The sequence below is a fragment of the Nocardiopsis metallicus genome (assembly GCF_014201115.1).
Lineage (GTDB): Bacteria > Actinomycetota > Actinomycetes > Streptosporangiales > Streptosporangiaceae > Nocardiopsis > Nocardiopsis metallicus.
Window position 1 is genome coordinate 4796899 of sequence record NZ_JACHDO010000001.1, and the last position, 24725, is coordinate 4821623.

General features: G+C 71.3%; 20 protein-coding genes. 9 read left to right on the top strand and 11 right to left on the bottom strand.

Annotation, left to right across the window (positions count from 1 at the left end; translation table 11 throughout):
- Nucleotides 1-61 precede the first annotated feature (61 nt).
- Nucleotides 62-1420 (top strand): IS4 family transposase, encoded by a 1359-nt coding sequence (locus HNR07_RS20870; RefSeq protein WP_184361008.1) that lies wholly within the window; start codon nucleotides 62-64, stop codon nucleotides 1418-1420.
- Nucleotides 1421-1646: 226 nt separating this feature from the next.
- Here the strand turns inward: HNR07_RS20870 and thpR are convergent, their stop codons facing one another.
- The 3 genes from thpR to HNR07_RS20885 form a co-directional block, all read right to left on the bottom strand.
- Nucleotides 1647-2264 carry an RNA 2',3'-cyclic phosphodiesterase gene (gene thpR, locus HNR07_RS20875; RefSeq protein WP_184366441.1) on the bottom strand — a complete coding sequence of 206 codons (618 nt, stop codon included), beginning with the start codon at nucleotides 2262-2264 and terminating at the stop codon, nucleotides 1647-1649.
- A gap of 55 nt (nucleotides 2265-2319) precedes the next feature.
- On the bottom strand, nucleotides 2320-3756 hold the full coding sequence (locus HNR07_RS20880) for an MFS transporter (protein WP_184366442.1): 1437 nt from the start codon (nucleotides 3754-3756) through the stop codon (nucleotides 2320-2322).
- Between the two features lie 178 nt (nucleotides 3757-3934).
- Nucleotides 3935-5383 carry an NCS2 family permease gene (locus tag HNR07_RS20885; RefSeq protein ID WP_376769934.1) on the bottom strand — a complete coding sequence of 483 codons (1449 nt, stop codon included), beginning with the start codon at nucleotides 5381-5383 and terminating at the stop codon, nucleotides 3935-3937.
- Nucleotides 5384-5604: 221 nt separating this feature from the next.
- Here HNR07_RS20885 and HNR07_RS20890 point away from each other — a divergent pair, with 221 nt between their 5' ends.
- A complete protein-coding gene (locus tag HNR07_RS20890; protein ID WP_184366443.1) occupies nucleotides 5605-5892 on the top strand; it encodes a DUF2530 domain-containing protein in 288 nt (95 codons plus the stop codon).
- Nucleotides 5893-5944: 52 nt separating this feature from the next.
- Complete coding sequence (locus HNR07_RS20895; protein ID WP_184366444.1) at nucleotides 5945-7441, top strand: DUF7059 domain-containing protein; 1497 nt, start codon at nucleotides 5945-5947, stop codon at nucleotides 7439-7441.
- Between the two features lie 12 nt (nucleotides 7442-7453).
- Here HNR07_RS20895 and HNR07_RS20900 read toward each other — a convergent pair whose 3' ends face one another.
- From HNR07_RS20900 to HNR07_RS20910, 3 genes are all read right to left on the bottom strand, one after another.
- Entirely contained in the window at nucleotides 7454-8974 is a 1521-nt protein-coding gene (locus HNR07_RS20900) for an MFS transporter (protein WP_184366445.1), read from the bottom strand.
- Nucleotides 8971-9540 carry a TetR/AcrR family transcriptional regulator gene (locus HNR07_RS20905; RefSeq protein ID WP_184366446.1) on the bottom strand — a complete coding sequence of 190 codons (570 nt, stop codon included), beginning with the start codon at nucleotides 9538-9540 and terminating at the stop codon, nucleotides 8971-8973. Before HNR07_RS20905 ends, HNR07_RS20900 begins: the two co-directional genes overlap by 4 nt.
- 86 nt (nucleotides 9541-9626) lie before the next feature.
- The gene (locus HNR07_RS20910) at nucleotides 9627-10127 is read right to left on the bottom strand and encodes a hypothetical protein (RefSeq protein ID WP_184366447.1); all 501 of its coding nucleotides are present in this window, start codon (nucleotides 10125-10127) and stop codon (nucleotides 9627-9629) included.
- Between the two features lie 95 nt (nucleotides 10128-10222).
- On the opposite strand from HNR07_RS20910, the gene HNR07_RS20915 reads away from it, so the two are divergent.
- On the top strand, nucleotides 10223-11098 hold the full coding sequence (locus HNR07_RS20915) for an MOSC domain-containing protein (RefSeq protein ID WP_184366448.1): 876 nt from the start codon (nucleotides 10223-10225) through the stop codon (nucleotides 11096-11098).
- 117 nt (nucleotides 11099-11215) lie between these two features.
- Here the strand turns inward: HNR07_RS20915 and HNR07_RS20920 are convergent, their stop codons facing one another.
- The 4 genes from HNR07_RS20920 to HNR07_RS20935 form a co-directional block, all read right to left on the bottom strand.
- Nucleotides 11216-14392, bottom strand: a complete 3177-nt coding sequence (locus HNR07_RS20920; RefSeq protein WP_184366449.1) for a sacsin N-terminal ATP-binding-like domain-containing protein — start codon at nucleotides 14390-14392, stop codon at nucleotides 11216-11218.
- Between the two features lie 259 nt (nucleotides 14393-14651).
- The gene (locus HNR07_RS20925) at nucleotides 14652-15407 is read right to left on the bottom strand and encodes a DUF3027 domain-containing protein (RefSeq protein WP_184372425.1); all 756 of its coding nucleotides are present in this window, start codon (nucleotides 15405-15407) and stop codon (nucleotides 14652-14654) included.
- A 370-nt stretch (nucleotides 15408-15777) separates the two neighbouring features.
- A complete protein-coding gene (locus HNR07_RS20930; protein ID WP_184366450.1) occupies nucleotides 15778-16161 on the bottom strand; it encodes a cold-shock protein in 384 nt (127 codons plus the stop codon).
- Nucleotides 16162-16715: 554 nt separating this feature from the next.
- Complete coding sequence (locus tag HNR07_RS20935; RefSeq protein ID WP_184366451.1) at nucleotides 16716-17477, bottom strand: hypothetical protein; 762 nt, start codon at nucleotides 17475-17477, stop codon at nucleotides 16716-16718.
- A gap of 165 nt (nucleotides 17478-17642) precedes the next feature.
- Here HNR07_RS20935 and HNR07_RS20940 point away from each other — a divergent pair, with 165 nt between their 5' ends.
- The 4 genes from HNR07_RS20940 (at nucleotide 17643) to HNR07_RS20955 (ending at nucleotide 23200) form a co-directional block, all read left to right on the top strand.
- A complete protein-coding gene (locus HNR07_RS20940) occupies nucleotides 17643-20102 on the top strand; it encodes a helicase-associated domain-containing protein (RefSeq protein ID WP_184366452.1) in 2460 nt (819 codons plus the stop codon).
- Nucleotides 20103-20244: 142 nt separating this feature from the next.
- Complete coding sequence (locus HNR07_RS20945; RefSeq protein WP_184366453.1) at nucleotides 20245-20673, top strand: hypothetical protein; 429 nt, start codon at nucleotides 20245-20247, stop codon at nucleotides 20671-20673.
- Nucleotides 20674-21089: 416 nt separating this feature from the next.
- The gene (locus tag HNR07_RS20950) at nucleotides 21090-21365 is read left to right on the top strand and encodes a hypothetical protein (RefSeq protein WP_184372428.1); all 276 of its coding nucleotides are present in this window, start codon (nucleotides 21090-21092) and stop codon (nucleotides 21363-21365) included.
- Nucleotides 21366-21553: 188 nt separating this feature from the next.
- Nucleotides 21554-23200, top strand: a complete 1647-nt coding sequence (locus tag HNR07_RS20955) for a DNA repair helicase XPB (protein ID WP_184366454.1) — start codon at nucleotides 21554-21556, stop codon at nucleotides 23198-23200.
- Between the two features lie 72 nt (nucleotides 23201-23272).
- Here HNR07_RS20955 and HNR07_RS20960 read toward each other — a convergent pair whose 3' ends face one another.
- Entirely contained in the window at nucleotides 23273-23509 is a 237-nt protein-coding gene (locus tag HNR07_RS20960) for a hypothetical protein (protein ID WP_017582762.1), read from the bottom strand.
- A 224-nt stretch (nucleotides 23510-23733) separates the two neighbouring features.
- Between HNR07_RS20960 and HNR07_RS20965 the strand changes: the two genes are divergently transcribed.
- Complete coding sequence (locus tag HNR07_RS20965; protein WP_184366455.1) at nucleotides 23734-24708, top strand: R2-like ligand-binding oxidase; 975 nt, start codon at nucleotides 23734-23736, stop codon at nucleotides 24706-24708.
- Nucleotides 24709-24725: the final 17 nt, after the last annotated feature.

Consider the following 24725-nt stretch of genomic DNA (forward strand, 5'->3'; position numbering starts at 1 on the left):
ACCAGGACGGAGCTCCTGCTAGAACCGTGTCAACCACGATCACCGTTCAGCAGGAGCTCCGTTGGACACCCAGTGTGCCATCTCCCAACCGTTCACAGTCGCGTCCGGGGCCTTCGCCCCGGGCCACCTCGGCGAACTCACCCGCATCATCCCCTTCGAGATGGTCGACCACGCACTGGACCAGACCCACAGGACACAAAAACGGATCCGGGACCTGCCCTCCCGAGTCGTGGTCTACCTCCTGCTGGCAGCAGCTCTGTTCCCCGATATGGGCTGGTCACAGGTATGGCAGCGCCTCACATCGGGCCTGAAGGGCCTGAGCGTGTCCGCACCCACCGCCAGCGCGCTGGCCCAGGCCCGCACCCGGGTCGGGGCCGCGCCGCTACGTTGGCTACTCGACCTGCTACGCGGCCCGGCAGCGGGCATCGCCACCCCCGGAACGCGGTGGCGGGGCCTGCTGGTCTGTGCGATCGACGGCACCACCATGTCGGTCCCTGACAGTCCAGCCAACCTGAGGCGCTACACCAAGCACGGCTCGCACAACGGCGGCTCCAGCTACCCCTCCCTGCGGCTGCTCGCACTGGTCTCCTGCGGCACCCGCACGCTCATCGACACCTGTTTCGGGCCCACCACCCGCGGCGAGACCACCTACGCCCCGGCACTGTTGCGCAGCCTGGGTGAGGGGATGCTCGTGCTCTTGGACCGCAACTTCGCCGCCCAGGACCTGCTCAAATACATCGCTGCTACCGGCGCTCACGTCTTGGTCAGGGTGAAGATGAGCCGTAGGCTGCCGGTCCTGGCCCGGCTGAGCGATGGCTCCTACCTGTCGCGGATGGGCGCGCTTCGGGTTCGCGTCATCGAATGCCAGATCACCGTCGCCACCACCCAGGGCCGCCGCACGGTCGATTACCGGCTGGCCACCACCTTGACCGGTCACCGGGCCCATCCCGCTGCCGGGCTGGTGCGGCTCTACCACCAGCGTTGGGAGATCGAGACCGCCTACCTTGAGATCAAGTCCACCCTGCTGGGCGGGCGTGTGCTGCGGGCCCGTACCCCGGGCGGGATCGACCAGGAGGTCTACGCGCTGCTGGTCACCTATCAGGTACTGCGTTTGGCGATGGCCGATGCCACTGCGGCCCGCGGCGGTGTCGATCCTGACCGGGCCAGTTTCACTGTTGCGCTCAACACCGCCCGCGACCTGGTCATCCAGGCCGCGGGGGTGATCGCTTCAGCGGTGATCGATCTGGTCGGTGTCATCGGTCGCCGGGTGTTGGCTGATCTGTTGCCCGATCGGCGTATCCGGACCCGACCCCGCGTGGTCAAACGCGCGATCTCCAAGTACAACGCGAAGGGCGTGGTTGACCGGACCAGTTACAAGGCCACCATCAGCATCGACATCCTGGCTGGGCCAGGCCCTTGACACAGCACCCAGAACCTTAACTACACGGCATTGGGACTAGTCCCGGAGCGCGGTGGTTGCTCACGGTTTGCAACACTCGCGGCGTCTTAAGGGGCTAGACTCTGTCTCAAATAATCGCGACTTGGGATCTTCCGACAAGATCCCGGACGCGGACAGAGAGCTGTTATAGCAGGTCAGAGCACCACTGGCAACAGCCAGCGCTGTTTCCTGTTGTTGGTGAGCATGCTCATGACGTGCCCCGCTCCGGGTCTCGTTGGGATTCGCTCCCCCAGGGTAGTCCCCAGGTCCGAACGGTCCGGTAGCGGTCCGGCCCCGCCGGGCGGCTCTGCACCAGGTGGATCCGGTCGGCCAACCAGCCCGCGGTGGGCGCCGGGCCGAGTAGGCGCAGGGTGTCGGTCACGTCCCGGGGCGGCCTGGCCCGGGCGAGGGTGATGTGCGGCACGAAGGGGCGTGACGGGACGGGCACCCCCGCGGCGCGTGCGGCCTCGGCCAGGGAGTCGGCGAGCTCGCGGAGCCCCTCCCCGCGCACCCCGGCCCACACCACCGAGGCCCGGTGCTCGGGGCCGTTGCCTTCGGGCCACCGGAGTTCCGGTGGCCGCTGTGGAAAGGTGTCCCAGTCGTCGAGGGCCAGCTCCAGGGCGGGCCGTCCCACCAGGGCCCGCTCCAGTGCGGCGGAGAGTGCGGAGGGCTTCTCTCCCGCCGCTCCCAGGAAAGCCAGGGTCAGATGCCACTCCTGCGCAGGGGTCCAGCGCAGCTCCGGGGCCGAGGTGCGGGCCGCGCGCACGGCCCGGGCGAGTTGGTCGCGGGCCTCGTCGGAGGGCCACAGCGCGAGGAACAGACTCATAGGACCATCCTTCCTGCGGTATCCGGGAGCTGGCGGGGTTCGGCTTGGGGGGCGGCTAACCCCGCAGTTCGGCGCCCTGCTGCTGCTCGGCGCCCCGGTGCTGGTGATCGGGCCCCTCACCGGTGAGCGCCTCTTCCGCGGGCCGGGCGCCGAGCTGTTGCGCCGCGCCGTGCTGGTGCTGCTCGCGGTCGGCTCCGTCTCCATGGTCACCCGGGCGGCCACCGCCTGGAACCCGCTGCTCGGCCTCGGGTCCGCGCCGCCTCCGGGGCAGCAGGTCGCGCACCGCGACCCCCTTGGTGCGCATCAGCAGCACGGAGAGCACGCTGACCACCACCATGGTCACCGCACCACCGGTGAACAGGCTGGCCTGCGGGCCGAAGACGTCCGCGATCAGACCCACCACGGGTGCGCCGATCGGGGCCACGCCCATGAAGACCAGCAGGAACATGCTCATCACCCGACCGCGCATCTGCGGGTCGACGCTCATCTGGAAGGTGGCGTTGAGCGTGGTCACGAAGGTCATGAAGAGCACGCCCATCGGGACCAGGACCAGTACGAAGGCCACGTAGCCCGGCATCAGCCCCGCCACGAGCTGGGCGACGCCGAAGCCCATCGAGCCGATGAGCACCAGCTTCAGCCGCGGGCGTTCGCGCCGTGCGGCCAGCAGGGCGCCGGCCAGCGCGCCCACCGCGAGGGCCGCGGCGGCCACCCCGAAGGCCTCGGCACCGGTCTCGAACACGTTGTTGACCATGAGTGCGATCTGGGTCTGCCCGTTGGCGCCGAAGAACTGCACCGAGCCGGCCAGCACCAGCAGCAGGACGAGGTCGCGTCTACCCCCGATGTAACGCAGGCCCTCGCGGATCTGTCCCTTGCCGCGCGGCAGGCGTTCGGTGGGGTTGAGGTCGGCGGTGCGGATCATCAGCAGCGCGACGATCGTGAAGGCGAACGAGAGCCCGTTGATCATGAACACCGGACCGCTGCCGATCAGACCGATGAGCACACCGGCGACGGCGGGCCCGGTGACCCGGCCGAGCTGGAAGCTGGCGCTGTTCAGGGCGATGGCGTTGGGCAGCAGGTCCCGGTCGACCATCTCCGGGACGAAGGCCTGGCGCCCCGGGTTGTCCAGCACGGTGATCATGCCCAGGCCGAAGGCGAACACGTACACGTGCCAGACCTCGGCGGCGCCGAGCACGGCCAGGACGCCCAGGCCGACGGCGAGCACGCCCATGCTGGCCTGGGTGAGCATCAGCAGTTTGCGCTTGTCGAAGCGGTCCACCATGGCGCCGCCCCAGAGCCCGAAGAAGAGCATGGGCAGGAACTGCAGCGCGGTGGTCATCCCCAGTGCGATGCCGCTGCCACCGCTGAGCTGGAGGACCAGCCAGTCCTGGGCGATGCGCTGCATCCAGGTGCCGGGGTTGGAGATCAGCTGACCGAGCGCGTAGATCCGGTAGTTGCGCACGGACAGGGAACGGAACATCGCGGCACGACGCATCAGTCCCTCCCCGTGGCGGCGGTGGGCCGGGCAAGGACGGAAGCGGCCACCGGGACGTGGTTTCGGGGGCACATAAGTAAACGGCGTTGACTCATCATCTGGGTCAACGCCGTTCACCGTGCCGCGCATTCCCCGCGACGCGGTCCGTGCCGGAGCACGTTCCCGTATCAGGGAGGAATCAGCCGATCAGCGCGTAGATCGGCGCCTCGGCGAAGTGGATCAGGAAGACCACCGAGATGAGCCACAGGAGCGGGTGCACCTGACGGCCCCGGCCGGTGACCAGCATGACGAAGGCGAAGGCGAGCAGACCGAACCCGATGCCGTTGGCGATCGAGTAGGTGAAGGGCATCATGATGATCGCCAGGAAGGAACCGATGCCGATCGCCGGGTCCTTGAAGTTGATGTTGGTGACCTGGGTCATCATCATGAAGCCGACGATGACCAGCACCGGAGTGGCGGCCTCGAAGGGCACCAGGGTGACCAGCGGCGTGAAGAGCGTCGCGATCAGGAACATCGCGCCGGTGACGATCGGGGCGATACCCGTCCGGGCGCCCTCACCGACACCCGCGGCGGACTCGGCGTAGACGGTGGCCACCGAGGCCGAACCCGCACCGCCGAGCAGGGTGCCGATGGCGTCGGCGGTCAGGACCTCGCGGCTGCCCTCGATGTTGCCGTCCTCGTCCGCCAGGCCGGCCTGCTGGGCGACACCCACCATGGTGCCCATGGTGTCGAAGAAGTCGGCCAGCAGCAGGGTGAAGATCAGCATCACGAGGGTGGCCGCGCCGATGTCGGAGAAGCGTCCCGAGAGGCCGCCCTCGGCGAAGAGCCCCAGGAGGGAGACGTCCGGCACCGCGACGAGGTCGCCCACGCTGGTGGGCAGGGTGGGGACGGTCAGGCCCCAGCCGAGGCCGCCTTCACCGTCGCCGAGGAGCGCTTCGACGACGATGGCGATGACCGTGGTGACCACGATGCCGATGAGCAGCGCGCCACGGACGTTGCGCACGTACAGGGCGATGCTCAGGAGCAGGCCGATGACGAAGATCAGGATGGGCCAGCCGTTGAGGCCGCCGTCGCCGAGCTGGACCGGGGTACCTTCGCCGGCCTGCACGAAACCGGCGTTGACCAGACCGATGAAGGCGAGGAAGAGACCCACACCGACCGCGATCGCGATCTTGAGGCCGGGCGGGATCGCGGAGAAGACCGCGGTACGGAAACCGGTCAGCACGAGGATGAGGAGCAGGAGGCCCTCGATGATGACCAGCAGGAAGACGTCAGCCCAGGGCATGAAGGGGGCGATGCCGTAGGCGATGACGGCGTTCAGGCCCATGCCCGCCGCGATGGCGAACGGATAGCGGCTGACCATGCCCATGATCACGCAGGAGATGGCGGCGACCAGGGCCGTCATCGCGGCGACGCCGGGGATGCCCAGCGTCTCACCGTTGACGTCCTCGGCGGTGCCGATGATCAGCGGGTTGAGGACGACGATGTACGCCATGGCGAAGAAGGTCGCCATGCCGCCGCGGACCTCGGTGCCGAGGGTCGAGCCGCGCTCGGAGATCTTGAAGAAGCGGTCCATGGAGCCCTTGGGCTCTCTGGACTCGGTGGGGGATGGGGTTGATGCGTTCACGTCGTCAGCCTGACCTGGTCGTGTTACCGGACAACAAGGATTCTGCGCCAGATTAGTTGCATCTTCATACAACACGAGCCACGTGTTTCACATCTGTTTCATAGAAAACACCATATGGTCGGATGATCGACCTGCTCGATGTGACCAACTCGTCTTTCCCCAGGCCACGGGCCCGAAGGCGTCCCCCTCTCTCCTGTCAGAGCAGCGGATAGCCTGGAACCGTGCGCAAACCTCGCCAGCCAGACCCCGAAGTCCACGAGAGCGACTACCGAGTCCCGGCCGCCATCGGCACGGTCGCGTGGGCGATCGCGCTCGTCGTGCTCCTCGTCATGGGGGACGGCCTGCCCGACTCGGAACGCTGGTGGATCGGCGTGTGTGTGACCGGGATCGCCCTAGGCGTCTTCGGCTTCCTCTACATCCCCTACCTGTTCCGCAAACGCGACGAGGCGGCCGATCGCGCGGCCGAACGGGCCGCCGACTCCCACCCCCGCGAGCCCGGAACCCCCTGAGCTGGGGCACCGGCCCACCGGGGCACCTCGTCACCTGACCGATAATGGGCGGGTGTCTGAGACAGAATTCCCGCGCGGACTCGCCGACCGCCTCCGCGGCATCCTGATCGACGCCGACTACACGGTGTCCGGTGTCCGCGACCGCCTCGGCGACGCCGCCGCCAAAGCCCTGGCCCGCGAGCAGCTCGTGCCCGCACTCCGCGCCACGGGCGGGGAGGAACGCCTCGGACTGCTCCTACGCCTGTGGTGGCTCCAGACCCCCATCCCGGCGCGGGCGGCCCGTTCCATCCTTCCCGTCGACGACCTCGCCGAGGCCGGACTGGTCACCGTCGAGGAGGAGCCCGACGGTCCCCTCGTGCGCGCCCTCGTCCACCTGGGCCCCTGGGAACTGGAGGAGGACCGCCCCGGCTTCGTCGTCTCCGACCCCAAGGTGCACCCCGGCCGCGGGGACGTCCCGCGCCACGACCACGTGGTGGGCGCGGGCGGCGCCTCCGCCAACCTCTCCCGGCTGATCGTCGACGGCCCCTTCGAGCGCGCCCTGGACCTCGGTACGGGCTGCGGGGTGCAGGCCCTGCACCTGGCCTCCCGGGCCCGCGAGGTGGTCGCCACCGACCTCAATCCGCGCGCGGTGCACCTGGCCGGGGTCAGCCTGGCGCTGTCCGGGATCACGGGCGCGCGCCTGGCCCAGGGCTCGTTGTTCGAACCGGTCAAGGGCGAGCGCTTCGACCTGATCGTGTCGAACCCGCCGTTCGTGATCACCCCCGAGGCGGCCCGCTTCACCTACCGCGAGTCCGACCTGCCCGGCGACACCGTCTGCGCCGAACTGGTACGGCAGGCGCCCAGCTACCTCACCGAGGGCGGTTGGGGGCAGTTCCTCGCCAACTGGACGCACACCGACGGCGACGACTGGCAGGACCGGGTCGGCGGCTGGATCACCGGAACCGGCTGCTCCGGCTGGGTCGTGCAGCGCGACGTCCAGGACCCCGCCGAGTACGTGGAACTGTGGCTGCGCGACTCCTGCGAGCAGGGCACCCCCGAGTACACCCGGCGCTACGACGCCTGGCTGGACTACTTCGACCGCGAGGGCATCAAGGGCATCGGCTTCGGCTGGATCAGCCTGCGCAACGACGTCGCCCAGGACGCCACCGTGAAGGTGGAGGAGCTGCGGCACGACGTCCAGCAGCCGGTCGGCCCGTACCTGCCGGAGGTGGTGGACGGGGCGATGACCGCGCACCGGCTCACCGACGCCGCGCTGCTCTCCGCGCACGTGGCCCTGGCGCCGAACGTGGTCGAGGAGCGCGTGGCCGTACCCGGCGCGCCCGACCCGGAGAAGATCGTGCTGCGCCAGCGCGAGGGCCTGCGCCGCGTGGCCCGTATCGGCACCGTGGAGTCGGCCCTGGCCAGCGTCTGCGACGGCACCATGCCGGTGGGTCCGCTGCTGGACGCCATCGCCGAGCTCATGGGCGAGGACCCGGCCATGATCCGCGAACGCACCCCGGAGGCGCTGCGCACCCTGATCTCTGAGGGCTTCTTCCGCGTGGCGCGCTGACCGGGCCCGGAGCTAGACCGCGGGCCCGGGGTACCGGCCCCGCTTGTGGAGGAAGCCGAACGCGGCTGACGCGAACAGAACCGCGGCGGCGATGACCAGGGTGACCCGGTAGCCGTTGTCGAAGGCCTGGACGGCTGCCCCCAGCAGCGCGTCCGCGTCGGCGGGATCCAGGCCCTGCGACGCCCGGAGGGCCTCGTCCATCCCCTCGGCGGCCGCCGGAGGCGCCTGCGCTGGCAGGGAGACGGTTCGGGCGTAGACGGCGGCCATCAGGCTGCCCAGGACCGCGACGCCGGTCAGGCTGCCCAGCTCGTAGGACACCTCCTCCACGGAGGCTGCCATGCCCGCCCGGTACGCGGGGGCGTTGCCCACGATCGCCGCGGAGGCGGCCGTCATCGACGCGCCGGTGCCCGCACCGACCACCAGCAGGCCCGCGACCGTCCAGACCAGCGGGGCCGAGGTGGACAGCAGGACGCCCACGGTGCCCACGGCCGTCGCGAGCAGCCCGGTCACGATCACCGGCCGGGTGCCCAGGCGGTACAGCAGCGCTCCGACGGTCACGCCCACGGGCAGGGCGCCCAGGGCCATCGCGGCGACGGTCAGGCCGGACTGGAACGGGGTGAAGCCCAGCACCAGCTGCAGGCGCTGGGTCAGCACCAACTGCACGCCCGCGAGCGCGAACATGGCCATCCCCGCCGCGAGCACACCGACGAGGATGCGCGGGTCGCGGAAGAGCGCGAAGTCGATCAGCGGGTAGGCCTGACCGCGCTGGCGCCGGACGAAACTCCACGAACCCGCGACCGCCACCCCCACGGACACCGCCACGGCGAGCACGGACGGCTCCGGACCGGTGACCTCCTTGATCGCGTAGACCACACCCACCAGACCGGCCATGACCTGTACCGAGGCCAGGAAGTCCCAGGGGCGCTCGGAGCTGCCCGAGCCTCCGGGAGCGACCACGGCGGCCAGCGCCAGTGCCACCAGCACGATCGGCACGTTCACCAGGAAGACCGAGCCCCACCAGAAGAACTCCAACAGTGCTCCACCGACGATCGGTCCGATCGCGGCACCGGCCATCGCCATGGTGCCCCAGACCCCGATGGCGATCCCGCGTTCGCGCTCGTCCACGAAGGTGACGCGGATCAGCGACAGCGTGGCGGGCATCATCGCGGCGGCGCCCACCGCCAGGAAGGCGCGTCCGGCGATCAGCATGGCGGGGGTCAGGGAGTAGGCGGCCACCAGCGAGGCGGTGCCGAACAGCACGAGCCCGATCAGGTACATGCGCTTGTGCCCGACCCGGTCGCCGAGCGTTCCGGCGCCCAGCAGCAGGCCCGCCATCACCAGGGGGTAGGCGTTGATGATCCAGAGTCGTTCGGAGGCGCTGGCCTGGAGTTCGGCGCTCAGGGTGGGCAGCGCGGTGTACAGGATGGTCATGTCCACCGAGATCAGCAGCAGCCCGGCCGAGACGGCGGCCAGGACGAGCCAGCGTCTGGTTCCAGAGACCGGCTGGACCCCGGTTTCGGTCGTGTCGCTCACGCGCGCTTCTCCTCGGGGGCGGGTGCTTCGGGGTCGGCGGCGAGCAGTTCGGCCACGCGCGCCCGCAGGCCCTCTTCGACCTCTTCGGAGAGCGCGTTGCCGGGGGTGGCCCGGAACATCCAGAGCCCGTCGGCGGCCAGCCGCGCGAGGAACAGGTCCAGCCGCCGGGGGTCGAGCGAGTGCGGGGTGGGCACCCAGCGCTCCATCAGCTCGTCCCAGATCCGGGCCAGCTCGGGGTTGGACTCCGCCTCGACCATGAAGGCGAGGTCGGCCTGCCTGGTCTCCTCGCGCATCATCACGTGCACGTAGGCGGCGCCCCGCTCCATGGGAGTGGCCTCCGCCCAGGGTTTGCCGAGCTCGGCGACCAGGCGGGCCTCCCATCCGTCGACGAGGTGCCGCTGGATCGCCAGGATCATGTCCTCGCGGGTGCGGAAGTGGTAGAGCAGGCCGCCCTTGGTCAGCCCGGCCTCCTCGGCGGCGGAGTCCATGGTCAGCGCGGTGATGCCCGCGCGCTCGGTCACCCGGACCGCGGCGTCGAGGATGAGGGTTCTCGAACTAGGTCGCATAGGAGTAACTATACCTTTCGGAAGGTACAGTTACGAGTGTGCGGCCCGCCACTTCCACCCCATGGATCCCAAGGGTGACGCCGCGACTACATGTCGGTGAAGACGGCCTCGCCCTCGCCGTTCTCCTTGCCGCCCTCGATCAGGACGAAGCCCGGATCGTCGACATGCACGGTGACCTCCTCGGCGCACTCCAGGCCCACCAGGTGCGTCTCGCCGGGCTCGAAGGGGCTGACGTCGGCGGGAAGCTGGACGGAGCAGGCAACGGACTGGCCCAGGTGGTCGAACTCAACGGAGGGCCGGTAACCCGAGTACACCGGAGTGGAACGTCCACCGTCGGCCTCGCTGTACAGGGTGAGTTCGACGGTGATCTGATCGCCAGCGGCGAAGACCCACTCGGTGACCTCCTCCTCGGCGCCCTCGGCCCCGGTCTCCGCCAGACCCTCCTCGGGCTCCTCGGCCTGCACTGCTTCAGCGGCCCCCGCGGGGCTGTCGGCGGCCTCCTCCGCGGGTTCGTCGGACGTTCCGGAGCAGCCCGTGAGCAGCAGGGCGAGGAGGGCAGCGGGGACAACAGCGTGGGCGGTACGCATGCGGGGTCCTGTTCGGTCGGGGGACGGACTCACTTGACAGACGTCCGGGCAGCCGGTTCGGTTTCCTCCCGGGCGGTACCGGTAGCGTTTTCGGTATGAGCCCTACTCCGACCGCCCGTGTGGCCGCGCTCGTCGTCCACCCCGTCAAGGGGTGCGCCGGGATCCCCCTGCGCACCGCCGAACTCACCCCCGCCGGGATCACCCACGACCGCTCGTTCATGGTGGTCGACGACTCCGGTGACTTCCGCAGCCAGCGCAAGGACCCGCGAATGGCACGGATCGTGCCCGAACTCGACGCCGACGGCACCCGGCTGGTACTGAGCACCGAGGGCCTCGCTCCGGTCAAGGTGGACGTGGACCCCCAGGGCCGCCGTCTGGACGTGGCCGTGCACAAGCAGCCGCTGGTGGGAGTGGACCAGGGCGACGAGGCCGCCGGATGGCTCACCGAGGTGTTCGGGCAGGCCAGCCGACTCGTTCGGGTCCCCGAGGACCACCGGCGCGAGACCGGTGGGCTGACCCCCGGTACCGCCGGTTTCGCCGACGGGCACGCCGCGGTGGTGGGTTCCCTGTCCTCCCTCGACCTGCTCAACGAGCGTATCCTCGCCAGCGGCGGTGAGGCCGTTCCGATGGACCGGTTCCGGCCCAACGTCGTGGTCTCCGGCTGGCCCGAGGCACACACCGAGGACCGGGTGCGCAGGGTCCGTCTGGGCACCGCGGAGCTGGGTTACGCGAAGGTGTGCATCCGGTGCGCGGTCACCACCGTCGACCAGGCCAGCGGAGTCAAGCGCGGCCCCGAACCGCTGCGCTCCCTGGCCGGGTACCGCCGCGCGGACGACGGCGGGGTGGCGTTCTGCTCGAAGTTCGCGGTGACCGTCCCCGGCACCGTGTCCGTGGGCGACCCGCTGGAGGTCACCGAGTGGGCCGAACCGGAACAGGGCCTGGGCCCCCGCCTGGCCGCGGCCACCCGCTGACCCCCAGGACCCGGTGACGCTCCTCGCTACCAGGAACAGGTTCGGCGCCCTGGGTCCCGGTGGTCTTGGGTCTCGGTGGTACGGCGCTTCTGGCAGCAGGAACATCGGAGGCGTGGGCTACTCCAGGTCGGCCTCGGCGAGCAGGTGCGCGGCGGCGGACGGGTCCCTGAGCACCGCGGCGAGCAGGTGGCGGCGGGACCACTGACCAGCTCGCCAGCACAGCGCCCGGGCCAGCCCTTCCGTCCCCGAGGCGTGCACCGTGCCGTCGCCGGTGTACCACTCCACCTCCACACCGTCCACGGTGAGCTTCTGGTGGTGCAGGTAGGTGCGGTCCGGCTCCCGGTCACCGGAGAGGAACAGCGCCGCCTCGTCGGGCACCGCGCGGATCTGGCCGGCTGAGCCCACCTTGCCGGTGACGCTCTCCGAGGCCAGCTCCAGGTCCAGCACGTCGGCGAGCCGCTCGGCGGAGGCGGCGTCGGCCAGGATCAGCGGCCGGTCGGCGACCAGGGGCAGCAGGTCCGGGGAGTCCACCACCACGGCGTCCTCGGCGTCGGCCACCACGATCGACCCGCCCTGGACCGCGCGCACCAGGGAGGGCGGGGTGACGAGGTCGGCGTCCACCCCGGCCAGGGCCGTCCACAGGCGGCGCAGGGCGGTGCGCCCCACCTGCCGGGCCGGGTCGGCGAGCCGGTTCAGCAGGTCGTCCGGGCCGTCGGGGTCGGCGATCAGGTCGGCCAGGCCGGTGCGCACGCCCAGGGCGCGGGCGAACTCGGGGTCGACGTCGGCGGGCACCTCGTCGTAGAGGCCGAGGAGGGCGGGTTCGGCGTCGGCGGTGCGCAGCTCGACCGGGGCGCGCCCGTCCAGGAGCGCCCGGGTGCGCAGCCACCAGGCGGTGTAGGAGGGCGCGTCGACGACCCGGCCATCCGGCATCAGCAGCCGGGCGGGTTCGGTGACGGCCTCGCGCGGCGTCCCCCGAGAGAGCATCGCCAGGGCCTGCGGCCAGGCCTCGTCGGCGATGTAGTCGAGGTCGGCGACGCACACCAGCTCGGGGACCACGGGCGGGAGTTCGGGGTCGCCGACGCGTTCGAGGACCTCGTCGGCCCAGTCCTCCAGGCCGTCGAGACCGTCCTCGCCCGCGGCGCCGTCGAAGACGTCGGCGAGGTCCTCACCGAGCGCGGTCTCCTCCGCACGGACCACGGTCAGCCCCCACAGGGCGCCCACGGCGCGCAGGGCGTCGGTGCCGTGGCGGTGAACGAGGTCGTCATGGACGGTGCCGAACGGAGCGTCGTCCACCAGCAGGTCGGCCAGGGGCGCACCGGGAACGAGGAGTTCGGCGGCGATCGAGTAGCCGTCCTCGTCGTCGCGCAGGGCCAGCTCGGACAGCCAGGGCGCGTCCTCGACCGTGGTGCCGGAGGCGGCGACCAGGTCCAGGACGGCCTCGGCGACGGGTTCGGGGTCCTCGGCGTCCAGGGACTCCCGGACGGCGGCCTCGGTGTTGGGGTCGGCCAGGACCGTGGCGGCCCCGGCCTCCACGGCGCCCAGTCGCAGCAGCAACGGGTGGGCGGCGTCGGGGTGCACCAGGCGCACGCCCAGAGTGGCCAGGACGGCCGGGTCGAGCCGGTTGCCCTCGGCGTCGGTGACCTTCGCCCAGTCCTCGGTGGGCAGCAGCAGTGAGCGCGGGCCCCGGACCAGGCGGCCGTCGGCCAGCGGGACCGGCAGCGAGCCGAGTTCGTCGAGGTCGGCGCCACCGTTTCCGGCACTGCCCAGGGCGGCGTAGAGGGCCTCCCACCACTCCGGCGGGCGCTGGGTGTCGGCGAGCAGGTCGGCGAGGTCGGCCAGGCCCAGGCGGCGCACGCGCAGCGAGGCCAGCGCCGGGTGCCGAGGGCTCCAGGAGCCGGGCAGCAGCGGCGGGACGAGTTCGGCGAGCAGGTCGACGAGGTCGGCGGCGCCGCTCGCCCCGCCGGTGTCCAGCAGGACGGCCTCACGCGGGGCGACCGGGTGCCCGGCAGCGGTGACCAGGAACGGGGTGTCCGACAGGGGTTCGGCGACCCGTGCCCGGAAGACCGCGTCCACGGCGCCGCCGCCCACCCGGGTGGCGGGCACCAGGTCGAGGGCGGCCCTGGGCTCGAAGCGGCGCAGGAGCGCGCAGTAGGCGCTGGCGGCCTCCATGAGCAGGAGGTCGGTGGCACCGCCCGGCTGGACGGCGCGCCGGTCCGAGCCCAGCGGGAACGTGCCGATGAGAACCGCGGGCAGGTCGAGTTCGGTGTCGGTGGGGGTGGGCGCGTGCACGACGTTCTCGACGTCGGCGGGCAGCGCGGCCACACCACCGTCGGGGTCGACCGGCGCGGCCCAGGTCAGTGACCACGCGGCGCGGTCGCGCTCCTCGGTGGGGCGGTCCGCGAGCAGGTTCGGGTCGAACTCGCCGGAGCGGCTCAGGAGGCGCCAGGGCGTGACCCGGGTGCCGTCGGCGTCGTGCTGGGCGGTGACCAGGTCGATCCCGGCGGCCTCGTCCCCGGGTTCGCGGATGAGGGTTCGTTCCCGGCCGTCGACCACCACGCGCACCTCGACGAGGCCGTCCAGGGCGAGGAGGAGGGCCTCCCCGGTGCGGTCCAGCAGCTCCCGAACCCGCTCGCGGGCCTGGTCGTCGCGCAGGGCCAGAGTGACCACGGTGTCGTAGTGACTGGTCTCACCCGTGTCGTCGCCGGTGCCGCCCTCGATCCGGACAGGCTCCGGCACGACGTCGGCCGGGAAGGGCAGGCGCAGCATCGGCACCTGCCCGGCGCGGCGGCCCACCTCGTCGGCGAGGTCGGCGTGGGTGCCGTTGGCGTCGAGCAGGTCGGTGACCACGGCCCGGGCGCGTTCAGCGCAGAAGTGCACCACGGCACCGCCCGAATCCACGGTGACGTCGTCGCTGAGCGCCACCACGGCGGAGAACCCGACCCCGAACCGGCCCGCCGAACCGTGGTCGTCGCGCTTGGTGGAGGCCCGCAGGGTGGCGAGGGACTCCACTCCCTGCGGGGTCAGCGGGGCACCGGTGTTGGCGGCGGTGAGGCGGTCGCCGTCCAGTGCCAGGAGCAGGCGTCCGGGGACACCCGCGCGGCGCGCGGCGTCGGCCGCGTTCTGCGCGAGTTCGACCACCACCCGGTCGCGGTAGCCGCCCAGCGCGAAGTCCTCTTCGGCGTTGGCGTCCTCCCGGAACCGAGCGGGCGCGTCGGCCCACGCCGAAAGCACGCGTCGGCGCAGTTCGGCGGTGTTGAAAGGGTCGGCCACCGAAGCGGTCACCGGCTCGGCCATGGTGGTCTCCTCCTGCGCTGGGAGCGCGGTCCGATCAGCCCTGCACGTGTTCTCGGAACACGCGCGGGCCCGGCAAGGGCGAGCGTGATGTGTAGGTCGACCCTAGCCGACGGCCGGGGCTGTTCAAGCTCGGGTGGCCTCGCGTGGCGCGCACGCGCGGGCCCGCGGGTGAACGGCAGGCGTACGGATGGAAGGGACCCCGCCGCGATCGCGGCGGGGTCCGTGCTTCGGGTGGATCGGCCCGTGTGACCTGTGGTGGTCAGGAGTCGCTGGAGACCAGCTCCAGTTCCGCGGTGTCGTCGAAGACGATGTGGTCGTACCCCACCTCGTCGACGACCGGTGCGACCGGCTCGTTCTGCGGGGCGGGGCGGCGGACCTCGGAGTGGGCTCCGCAGCCGTGGTCGAGTGACACGACCTTGCCGTCGTCGGGGGCGAACTCGTTGGTGCACACGCCGAACATCTGGCGCAGTTCACCGGCGAGAGGGGTCAGGAAACCGCAGGTGGTGCAGCGTGCCGGGGCCGCCGCGGCAATCGGGCTCCTCGGCCCGGCCTCGCCGTTGTACCAACGCTCCGCGGCCTGCTCGCGGCCGACCTCGGAGAGGACCTGGCGGCGGCCGAGTCCCAGCTCCCACACCATCTGCTTGTCCATGCCCTCGGCGTCGAGTTCGCTGTCGGGCACCTGCGCGTAGCCGGGGACGAGACGTTCGTCGTCCTCCTCGGTGGGCAGCAGGTCCCCCACACCGACGTCGCCCGGGCGGAGTCGTTCCTTCCAGGGCACCCACTCGGGAGCGGTCAGGGCGCCCTCGCCGGGAAGCAGGACGACCTCGTTGACGGTGACGTCCTTGGCGCGCGAGGCGCGGACGACGGTGACCGCGTAGGTCCATCCCGGGTAGGAGGGGTCCAGGCACTCGAAGTAGTGGGTGACCAGGCGTGTGTCCTCGACCTGGGCGGTGAGGTGCTCACCGACCCAATCGGGTCGCCCGACCTCCGCCGCCACCGAGCGGGCCAGATCCACCGCGTCGATACATGCCTTGTCCGGTACAGGAGAACGTCGAGAAGGGCTCACGTCACCCATTCTCACTGATCGCGGGCACCGATTTGACCATAACGCGGGTCAAGGTTCGCCCGATACACCCTCTAGACGGAGTCTTGTGCTCGCGCGGGGGACGGATGCCCGCGACACGAGGGCCCGCCAGCCGCGTTTTCGGGGGGTCGGTCAGTGCGCACACACGTTTTTTCGGCCCGCCTGTCACCACCGTCCGCTCTGGCGTGTCAAAGGGATGAGAACAGGCAGGACGAGGGAGAACGGGGTCCGGGGACGGAGAAAGGCCGTGGCGGGCGTCGGCACGTCCGCCACGGCCTCGGGGAGCCCGTCTGGCCGGGGGTCAGGCCTCCAGGTCGTCAGCCACCGCGCGCAGCACGGCGGCGACCCTGGACGATTCGCGCTTGTCCGGGTGGCGGCCGCGCCGGTAGCCGTTGGAGACGTTCTCCAGGAGTTTGATGAGGTCCTCGGTGATGAGCACCATCTCGTCGGGCTTCTTGCGCCGCGCCTTGGCCACCGAGTGCTGTGTGTCCAGGATCTTGACCTGGAGCGCCTGGGCGCCCTTGCGCCCTTCGGCCACGCCGAACTCGACCCGCTGGCCGGGATTGAGAGAGGTGGTTCCGGACGGCAGGGAGGTGGAGTGCACGAAGACCTCACCTCCGTCGTCCCGGGTGAGAAAGCCGAAACCCTTGTCGCCGTCGTACCACTTGACCTTGCCGGTGGGCACGTAGAGACCTCATGCTTTCACTGACGGGCGCACGAGGACTTCGGAAACGGTGCCGTCCACCTTTCCTCCCGCCCCGGGCGGCCCCTGGTTTCCATGGGTGCGCCCAGGTTAGTGCCCGACACCTCACCAATGCGAGGGGATTGTGGTGTGACCGTTTTCCGGGCCCTTCCCGGGAACTCCGCCCGGCACTTCTCGGGGCGGTATCCGAGCACGGGGACGGGCGCGTGAAACGAGGCCCGGATACGGCTCACCCGGGCCCCGTTGGGTCGACGTCGCCCCGTCGCCGCTGGGTGCGGAGTATGGGACGGGACTCGGCGGAGCCAGGGGCGCCGTCGACAAGCTGGTGTCCGGACTGGAGGCCGGAGCACCTGACGTGACCGCCCTGAAGCGAAAGCGGCGGTGTACCGACATGACTACCCGAAGCAACCCGCTCGGATGCCCGGTAACGGGCCGACCGGAAAAGGTTATTCCCCAGGGTTTGCCAACCGATGACGCTGAGGAGCAGGCCGAACGGGTCAGGTCAGCGGACACGGAGCGGGTCGGTCCGGGGCGGGTCAGCTCCCGGCGGATCGGTCCGCGGCCCGGGCCGAGCGGGCGGCCTTCGGGAAGAGGTACAGCACGCACGCCAGGGAGGCGAGTCCGAGCGCGGGGACGCCGGTGGCCGGCAGGGCCTGCTGGATGTACTGGTCGATGAACTTCGCCTCGCCCGTCCACAGGGTCATCCCGACCACGCAGGCCGCGAGGGGGAACCCCACGCCGATCCACTTGTCGAGGGCGTTCCACACCTGGCTGAGGATGATGAGGGCGGCGCCGAGCACCCACAGGAAGGCGACGTCCCACCACACCCCGGAGAGCACGAGTACGGCCAGTGCCACGGCCTCGGGCGGGTGGTGGCGCGCGAGCACGAGGCTGTTGCGGGTCACCCCGGGCTTGCGGGCGACCCGGCCGTCCATGCGCAGGTCGGTCTGGCTGGGCCCCTCCAGCAGGGACATGAGCCCCTGGTGCGGGCCGCCGCGCCAGGGCGGGGGCGGACGGTCGGCGTGTCGGGGTTTGGGCGGGATCATCTCGTCGTCCTCGAGATCGACCTCCCGGCCGGTGAGCTCCTCCTGCACGATGTGCTCGGGGGAACCGAAGCCGCGAAGGATCCGCCGCACGGTGTCGACGTCGTCGTTGTCGGCCGCCTCGCGGCGCTCGTCAATGCGCGCACGCAGGCTGGTCAGGTAGGCGGTCCGCTCCTTAGCCGTCACACGACCGTGCAGCGCAAGTCCGACATCGGAGAGATAGTCGAGTACCAATTGTTCCGAGCGCTGGGTCATGGCCCCATATTGGCCCACAATGACCTGCCGTTTAACCCCTCCTGCCTAATTTCGGTCGGAGAATTCTCCTCCGATACGGTTCAGGGCTCCGTGCCGGGTGGCGCACGCGGGGTCGGGAGGGGAGCGGGTGCGACCCGCCCGGCGCCATCACCTAGCGTTGACGTGATGACCGACAACGCACGACCCGGTTCCGGCCGGGGCACGGACGGCCCCGACAGCGAGTCGCCGGGGCGGCCCCCCACGTTCACCGCCTGGCTGCGGTCCCGTTCCGACGCGGAGCTCACCGCGCTGCTGAACGCCCGTCCGGACCTGGCGCAGCCGGTCCCGGCCGACATCGGCGCCCTGGCCCACCGCGCGACCTCGCGCAACGCGGCCCTGCGCGCCCTGGAGCGGCTCGACCGGTTCACCCTCCAGGTGTTGGAGGCCGTGGTCGCGCTCGGGGACGACCGCCTGTCCGAGCCGGTCGGCGCACCGCCCGCGGACGTCGCCCGGGGGCTCGGCCTGACCCCCTCGGATGGCCGTGGCCGGGACCCGCTCGACGAGGCCCTGGACACCCTGCTCTCCCTCGCCCTGATCTGGCCGGACCACGGCCGGCTGCGGCCGCTCCAGGTCCTGCGCGAACTCCTACCCCATCCGGCGCGGCTGGGGCCGCCCACGCGCGCCCTCCTGGCGGCGCTCCCGCACGGCGCCGCCAAGCGGCTGGCGGACGACCTCGTGCCGCACAGCACCGCCAACTCCCCGGTGGAGACGGTGGCCACCGCGCTGGCCGCCCCCGCCCGGATCGCGGCGCTCGTGGACCAGGTCGGGGCTTCCGCGCGCCGCCTGCTGGACAACCTCGCCTGGGGTCCGCCCAACGGCACGGTCTCCGACGCACGCCGGGAGATCACCCTGGCCACGGCCTCCTCGCCGGTGGAGACCCTCATCGCCCGCGGCCTGCTGGTGGCCACCGGGGACGACACCCTGACGCTGCCCCGCGAGGTCGGCCTGCACCTGCGCTCCGGCGTGCTGTTCCGCGACGTCAGCACCGCCCCACCCGCCTTCGAGGGCGGACAGGTCTCCCCCGGCACCGTCGCCCGTGCCGCGGCGGGGCAGGCCTTCACCGTGCTGCGCGCCGTGGAGGAGCTGCTGGAGCGCTGGTCCCAGGAACCCGCCGCGGTCCTGCGCAACGGCGGTCTGGGCGTGCGCGACCTGCGCCGGGCCGCCCACGCCATGGACTGCGACGAGGACACCGCCGCCCTGTACCTGGAGGTCGTGCGGGCAGCCGGGCTGATCGGCACTGACGACCGGGTCTCCGGGGAGTGGCTGCCCACCCGCGAGTACGACCTGTGGCGGGAGCGCTCTCCCGAGCACCGGTGGCTGCTCCTGGCCCGAGCCTGGCTGGGCTCGGACCGGGTTGCCTCGCTGACGGGTTCACGCGACGCGGGCGGCCGGGTACGCAACGTGCTCGGCCCCGGTCTGGTCCGGCCCGCCGCGCCGCAGGCCCGCCGCGACCTGCTCACCGAGCTGGGTTCGGCCGGGCCCGGCCTGGCACCGGACAGGGTTTCACTGGCCGCCCGGCTGGCCTGGCACCGTCCCCGCCGCCAGTCCCCCGTCTACACCGAACTCGTAGAGGCCGCCGCGACCGAGGCCGCGGCGCTCGGCCTGACCGGCGTGGGAGCGCTCGCCGAGCACACCCGCCCGCTGCTCACCCACGATGAGAACGCCGATGAGGAGGCCGCGCGGATCCTGTCCGCCGAGCTGCCGCAACCGCTGGACTACGTGCTCGTCCAGGGCGACCTGACCGCCGTGGCCCCGGGGCCGCTCGTCACCGAGCTGGCCCGCGAACTCGCCCTGACCGCCGACGTGGAGTCCACCGGCGGGGCGACCGTGTACCGCTTCACCGAGGACTCGATCCGCCGAGCACTGGACGCCGGTCGCGGCGTCGCCGACATCACCAACCTGCTGGAACGCCACTCCCGCACCCCGCTGCCGCAGGCCCTGCGCTACCTCGTCTCGGACGTGGGCCGCAAGCACGGCAGGCTGCGCACCGGTTCGGCCGCCAGCTACCTGCGCTGCGACGAACCCGCGCTGCTGACCGAGCTGGTCGCCGACCGCCGCGCCACCGACCTGGAGCTGCGGCTCCTGGCCCCGACCGTGGTGGTCAGCGGCCTGAACCGGGCCGCGCTCACCGAACGCCTGCGCCAACTGGGCTACCACCCGGTGCCAGAGAGCGGCGACGGCACGATGCGGCTCAGCCGCCCCGAGGTCCGCCGAGCCGAACCCGACGCCTCCTCCCCCGCCGAGAACGCGCCGACCACCGAACTGACCCGGGCCGCCGTGCGCGCGCTGCGCGCCGGTGACGAGGCCGCCAACATCGCCCGGATCCCGGTGTCCCTCCCCCAGGGCGGAACGGCGGGTTCCAGGGCCAGCGCGGTCATGGAAGTCCTCTCCGAAGCCGCCGCGGCCGAACGCCGCGTGTGGATCGGCTACACCGACACCGACGGCCGCCAGGTCAGCCGCGTCGTGGAGCCCGCCAGCGTGGACGGAGGCTTCCTCACCGCCTACGACACCACCCGGGACGCGGTCCACCGCTTCGCCGTCCACCGCATCACGGGAGTGGCGGAACTGGAGGCCGCCCCGGACTGAGCTGGTCTCCACGAGCCCCGGGCACCGTTCCGGCACCGTGCGGTTCAGGGGGATCGAGGAGGACCCGGGGTGACGCGGAACGCCGACGGGGTCGGAGGGCTAGAGTGGCGGTGGTCGACCACCGATGGCGGGAGAAGCCCCCATGAGCAACGCACCGCTGCCCCCTGGAGCCTCCTCTCCCCGTGACCGGGGGCGGGAGGAACGCGCGCCCGAGAGCCGGGACCGGGCACCCGAGCGGGAGCGCGATCGTGACGATGACCGGCACGGCTCGGCCCCGGTGGGCTCGACCGGCGGCGCCAACAGCTCCACCATGGCGCTGATCCTGCACGCGGTGACCGCCCTGTGCTGCATGAACTGGATCTTCGGCATCGCCGGGATCACCTTCGCGGTGCGGGCCGCGCACGCGCGGGACCGGGGCCGACCGGACCAGGCCGAAGTGCTCACCCGGTACTCCTGGTACTGCCTGGGCGCGGCCGGGGTGATGTTCTTCGTGATGCTGGTGCTGACCTTCGTGATGTTCACGCAGGCGGGGAACTGGATCCAGCAGATCGTCCCCGTGACCAACTTCTGACCCCCTGGCCACGACCGGCTTGACCCCTGGTTGGGGGAATAAGGACGTCATCGCCCGCTTTCGAACCGGGTAGGGCGGGTATGCGGACCACAGACACAGGGCCCGGAAGCAAGGGCTCAGGCACAGGGGCTCAGCGTGAGGAGACACGGCCAGCGGTGAACGGCGACCGGAGCGACCCCAGGGACTTCTGGAAACGGGAGCGGAGTTCCGTGCCCGGTGCCGGTCCGCCCGCGAGCCCTCCCCGCGCACACGTACCGGCGGCGCCCGCACCGCCGCCACAGCCGCCGCGGCCGTCCTTCCCGCCCGGACCCGGGTACCCGACCGCCGCCCCGGTACCACCGCCGGTCCCGGGACCGGCGCCACCCGGCGCCGTGTACCCGGTGGGAGCCCCGCTTCCCTCCGGACCGCCGCCGCGCGTGGGCGGGGCCGTCGCGGCGCTGGTCGTGGCGCTCTGCACCCTGGCGGTCCCGGTTCTCGGTATCGCCCTCGGCCTGTGGTTCTTCATCCTGGTCGCCAACGTCCCCGGCATCGTGCTGGGGATCATCGCCCTGGTCAAGATCCCCAACGCCGTCGATGTGGAGCGGTACATCCGCTACACCTGGGCCTGCACCTTCGCCTACACCGCCCTGTCGGTGGTGTTCCTGGTCCCGGTGATCGTTCTCGCGCTGCTCTTCCTGCTCGTCGGCGTCTGAACCGTTCCCTCTGAACCGTGTCTTCTGGACCGGGCCCCCTGTATCCGGCTCCGCCATGAGCGACCTCCCGTGGACGCTCAGCGGTGCGCGGGCATGATCGGAGGGGTTCCGGTGTTGCACCTGGGGCCGCCCCCCGTCCCGTGCCAGACGGGCCGCCCTCGTCCTCGTAGCCTGACGGAAGGTCCCGTGTGTCCTGCCTGATCGTCCAGTCCGACAAGACGCTCCTGCTCGAGATCGACCACGAGCTCGCTCCGGAGTGCCGCCGTTCCATCGCGCCGTTCGCCGAGCTCGAACGCGCCCCCGAACACGTGCACACCTACCGCGTCACCCCGCTGGCGCTGTGGAACGCGCGCGCCGCCGGGCATGACGCCGAGCAGGTCGTGGACGCCCTCATCCGCTTCTCCAAGTTCCCCGTGCCGCACTCGCTGCTCGTGGACATCGCCGAGACGATGGACCGCTACGGGCGGCTCAAGCTGGTGGGCGACCCGGTGCACGGCCTGGTGCTGGAATCCTCGGACCGCGCGGTCCTGGAGGAGGTCGTGCGGGCCAAGAAGCTCAAGGGGATGCTCGGCGAACGCCTGGGGGAGGACTCGGTCGCGGTCCACCCCAGCGAGCGCGGCAACCTCAAGCAGGCCCTGCTGAAGATCGGTTGGCCCGCCGAGGACCTGGCCGGGTACGTCGACGGCGAGGCCCACGAGATCGGCCTGGCCGACGGCGACTGGGAGCTGCGCGGGTACCAGCGGGAGGCCGCGGAGAGCTTCCACGCGGGCGGTTCCGGCGTGGTGGTGCTGCCCTGCGGCGCCGGGAAGACGATCGTCGGCGCGGCCGCCATGGCGATGACCGGGGCGACCACGCTGATCCTGGTGACCAACACGGTGTCGGTGCACCAGTGGAAGTCCGAGCTGCTCAAGCGGACCTCGCTGACCGAGGACGAGATCGGTGAGTACTCGGGGACCAAGAAGGAGATCCGACCGGTCACCATCGCCACCTACCAGGTGATGGCGGCCCGCCGGAAAGGCGTGTACACGCACCTGGAGCTGTTCGACGCCAAGGACTGGGGCCTGGTGGTCTACGACGAGGTGCACCTGCTGCCCGCGCCCATCTTCCGGATGACCGCCGACCTCCAGGCCCGCCGCCGCCTGGGACTGACCGCCACCCTGGTCCGCGAGGACGGCCGGGAGGGCGACGTGTTCTCGCTGATCGGGCCCAAGCGCTACGACGCCCCGTGGAAGGACATGGAGAACCAGGGGTGGATCGCCCCGGCGGACTGCGTGGAGGTCCGGGTGGACCTGACCGAGTCCGAGCGAATGGCGTACGCGACCGCAGAACCCGAGGACAAGTACCGGTTCTGCGCCTCCTCGGAGACCAAGACGACCGTGGTCCAGCAGATCGTGGAGCGCCACCCGCAGGAGCAGGTCCTGGTGATCGGGTCCTACATCGACCAGCTCGACGAACTCGGTGAGCGGCTGGGCGCCCCGGTCGTCAAGGGCGAGACCCGGAACAAGGAGCGCGAACGCCTCTTCGACGCCTTCCGCGCCGGAGAGCTGCGCACTCTGGTGGTCTCCAAGGTCGCCAACTTCTCGATCGACCTCCCCGAGGCCGGAGTGGCGGTCCAGGTGTCCGGCTCCTTCGGTTCGCGCCAGGAGGAGGCCCAGCGCCTGGGCCGGGTACTGCGCCCGAAGTCCGACGGCCGCACAGCCCGCTTCTACGCGGTGGTCGCCCGGGACACCCTGGACCAGGACTACGCCGCCCACCGTCAGCGGTTCCTGGCCGAGCAGGGCTACGCGTACAGGATCGCCGACGCGGGCGATCTGCTCGCGGGCGAGGAGATCTGAGCCCGGCGGAAGGGCTCACCCGGAGGGGCCCGCGCGGAGTCCAGCGCGATTCGGCGCGAGGGTGAGCCTGGCTCAGAACGAGGGCAGGACGCCGATCGAGTAGGTTCCGGCGGCGATGCCCCAGGCGATGAGGGAGTAGCTGAGGGTCCGGGTGCGCAGCACCCGGTCCCCGCGGACCGAGGGCGCGGCGAAGGCGGCCACCATCAGGGCGAGGCCGAGCAGCGCGGGGATCACCGAGGCCAGCGCGAACAGCTGGGACTGGGCGGCGCAAGCGGCGTAACCGGGACTGCCGGGATCACCACAGAACACGTCGTCCCCCGATCGGATCGTTCATGCGGTCGTACTCCTCTGACCGTACCGTTTCGGCGGGGCCGGATCGTCGTCGGCTCCGACCAGATCCCGTACGGGCTCCCACTTCCGGGCCGGACCGAGCCGAATTCTGATTTTCAGTGACCCAGGACACTCCCAGGGGTTTACACCAAGCCATTCCGTGTCCAATCATGGGGATCGGCCCACCCTACGGAGGTACCCCCATGACCGAGGCCCCGGCCACCGAGTACCGCACCGGCTTCCACTCACTCCGAGGCGGCGGACTGAACTGGGACTCGCTCCCGCTCAAGCTGTTCGGCAAGGGCAACGCGAAGTTCTGGAACCCCGCCGACATCGACCTCAGTCAGGACGCCGAGGACTGGAAGGGGCTCGACGAGGCCGCACGGACCCGCATCCTGCGGCTGTGCGCGTTGTTCGTGGCGGGCGAGGAGGCGGTCACCGAGGACCTCCAGCCCTTCCTGCGCGCCATGGCCGCCGAGGGCCGCCTGGGAGACGAGATGTACCTGACCCAGTTCGCCTTCGAGGAGGCCAAGCACGTCCAGGCCTTCCGGCTGTGGCTCGACGCCATCGGGGTCCGGGACGACCTCCACGGGTTCGTGACCAACAACCCCGCCTACCGCGCCCTGTTCTACGAGGAGCTCCCCGGTTCGCTACAGGCCCTGCTGGAGGACCCCAGTCCCCGCAACCAAGTGCGCGCCTCGGTCACCTACAACCACATCATCGAGGGTTCCCTGGCGCTGACCGGCTACTACGCCTGGAACCACGTGTGCACCGTGCGCGACATCTTCCCCGGCATGCGCCAGATCATCCGGCGGATCGGGGACGACGAGCGCCGCCACATGGCCTGGGGCACCTTCACCTGCCGCCGCCACGTGGCCGCCGACGACCGCAACTGGGACGTGGTGAGCGAGCGCCTCAACGAACTGCTCCCCCACGTGATGGGCACCGTCGAGCGCAGCGACACCCCCTCGGACGACCCGGCCGCGCAGCGCTACGAACTCCCGCCGGGGGCGCTTCTGGACTACGCGAGCGACCGCGCCCTACGGCGGCTGGGCGCCATCGAGTCCGCCCGCGGGGTACCGCTCCGCCAGATCGACCTGGACGCCTCACCGGAGGAACTGGAGGAGCGGTTCGGCGCTGAGGACCGCGCGGCCATGGCCGAGCTGGAACGACACTGAACCGGCCCCTTCCCCAC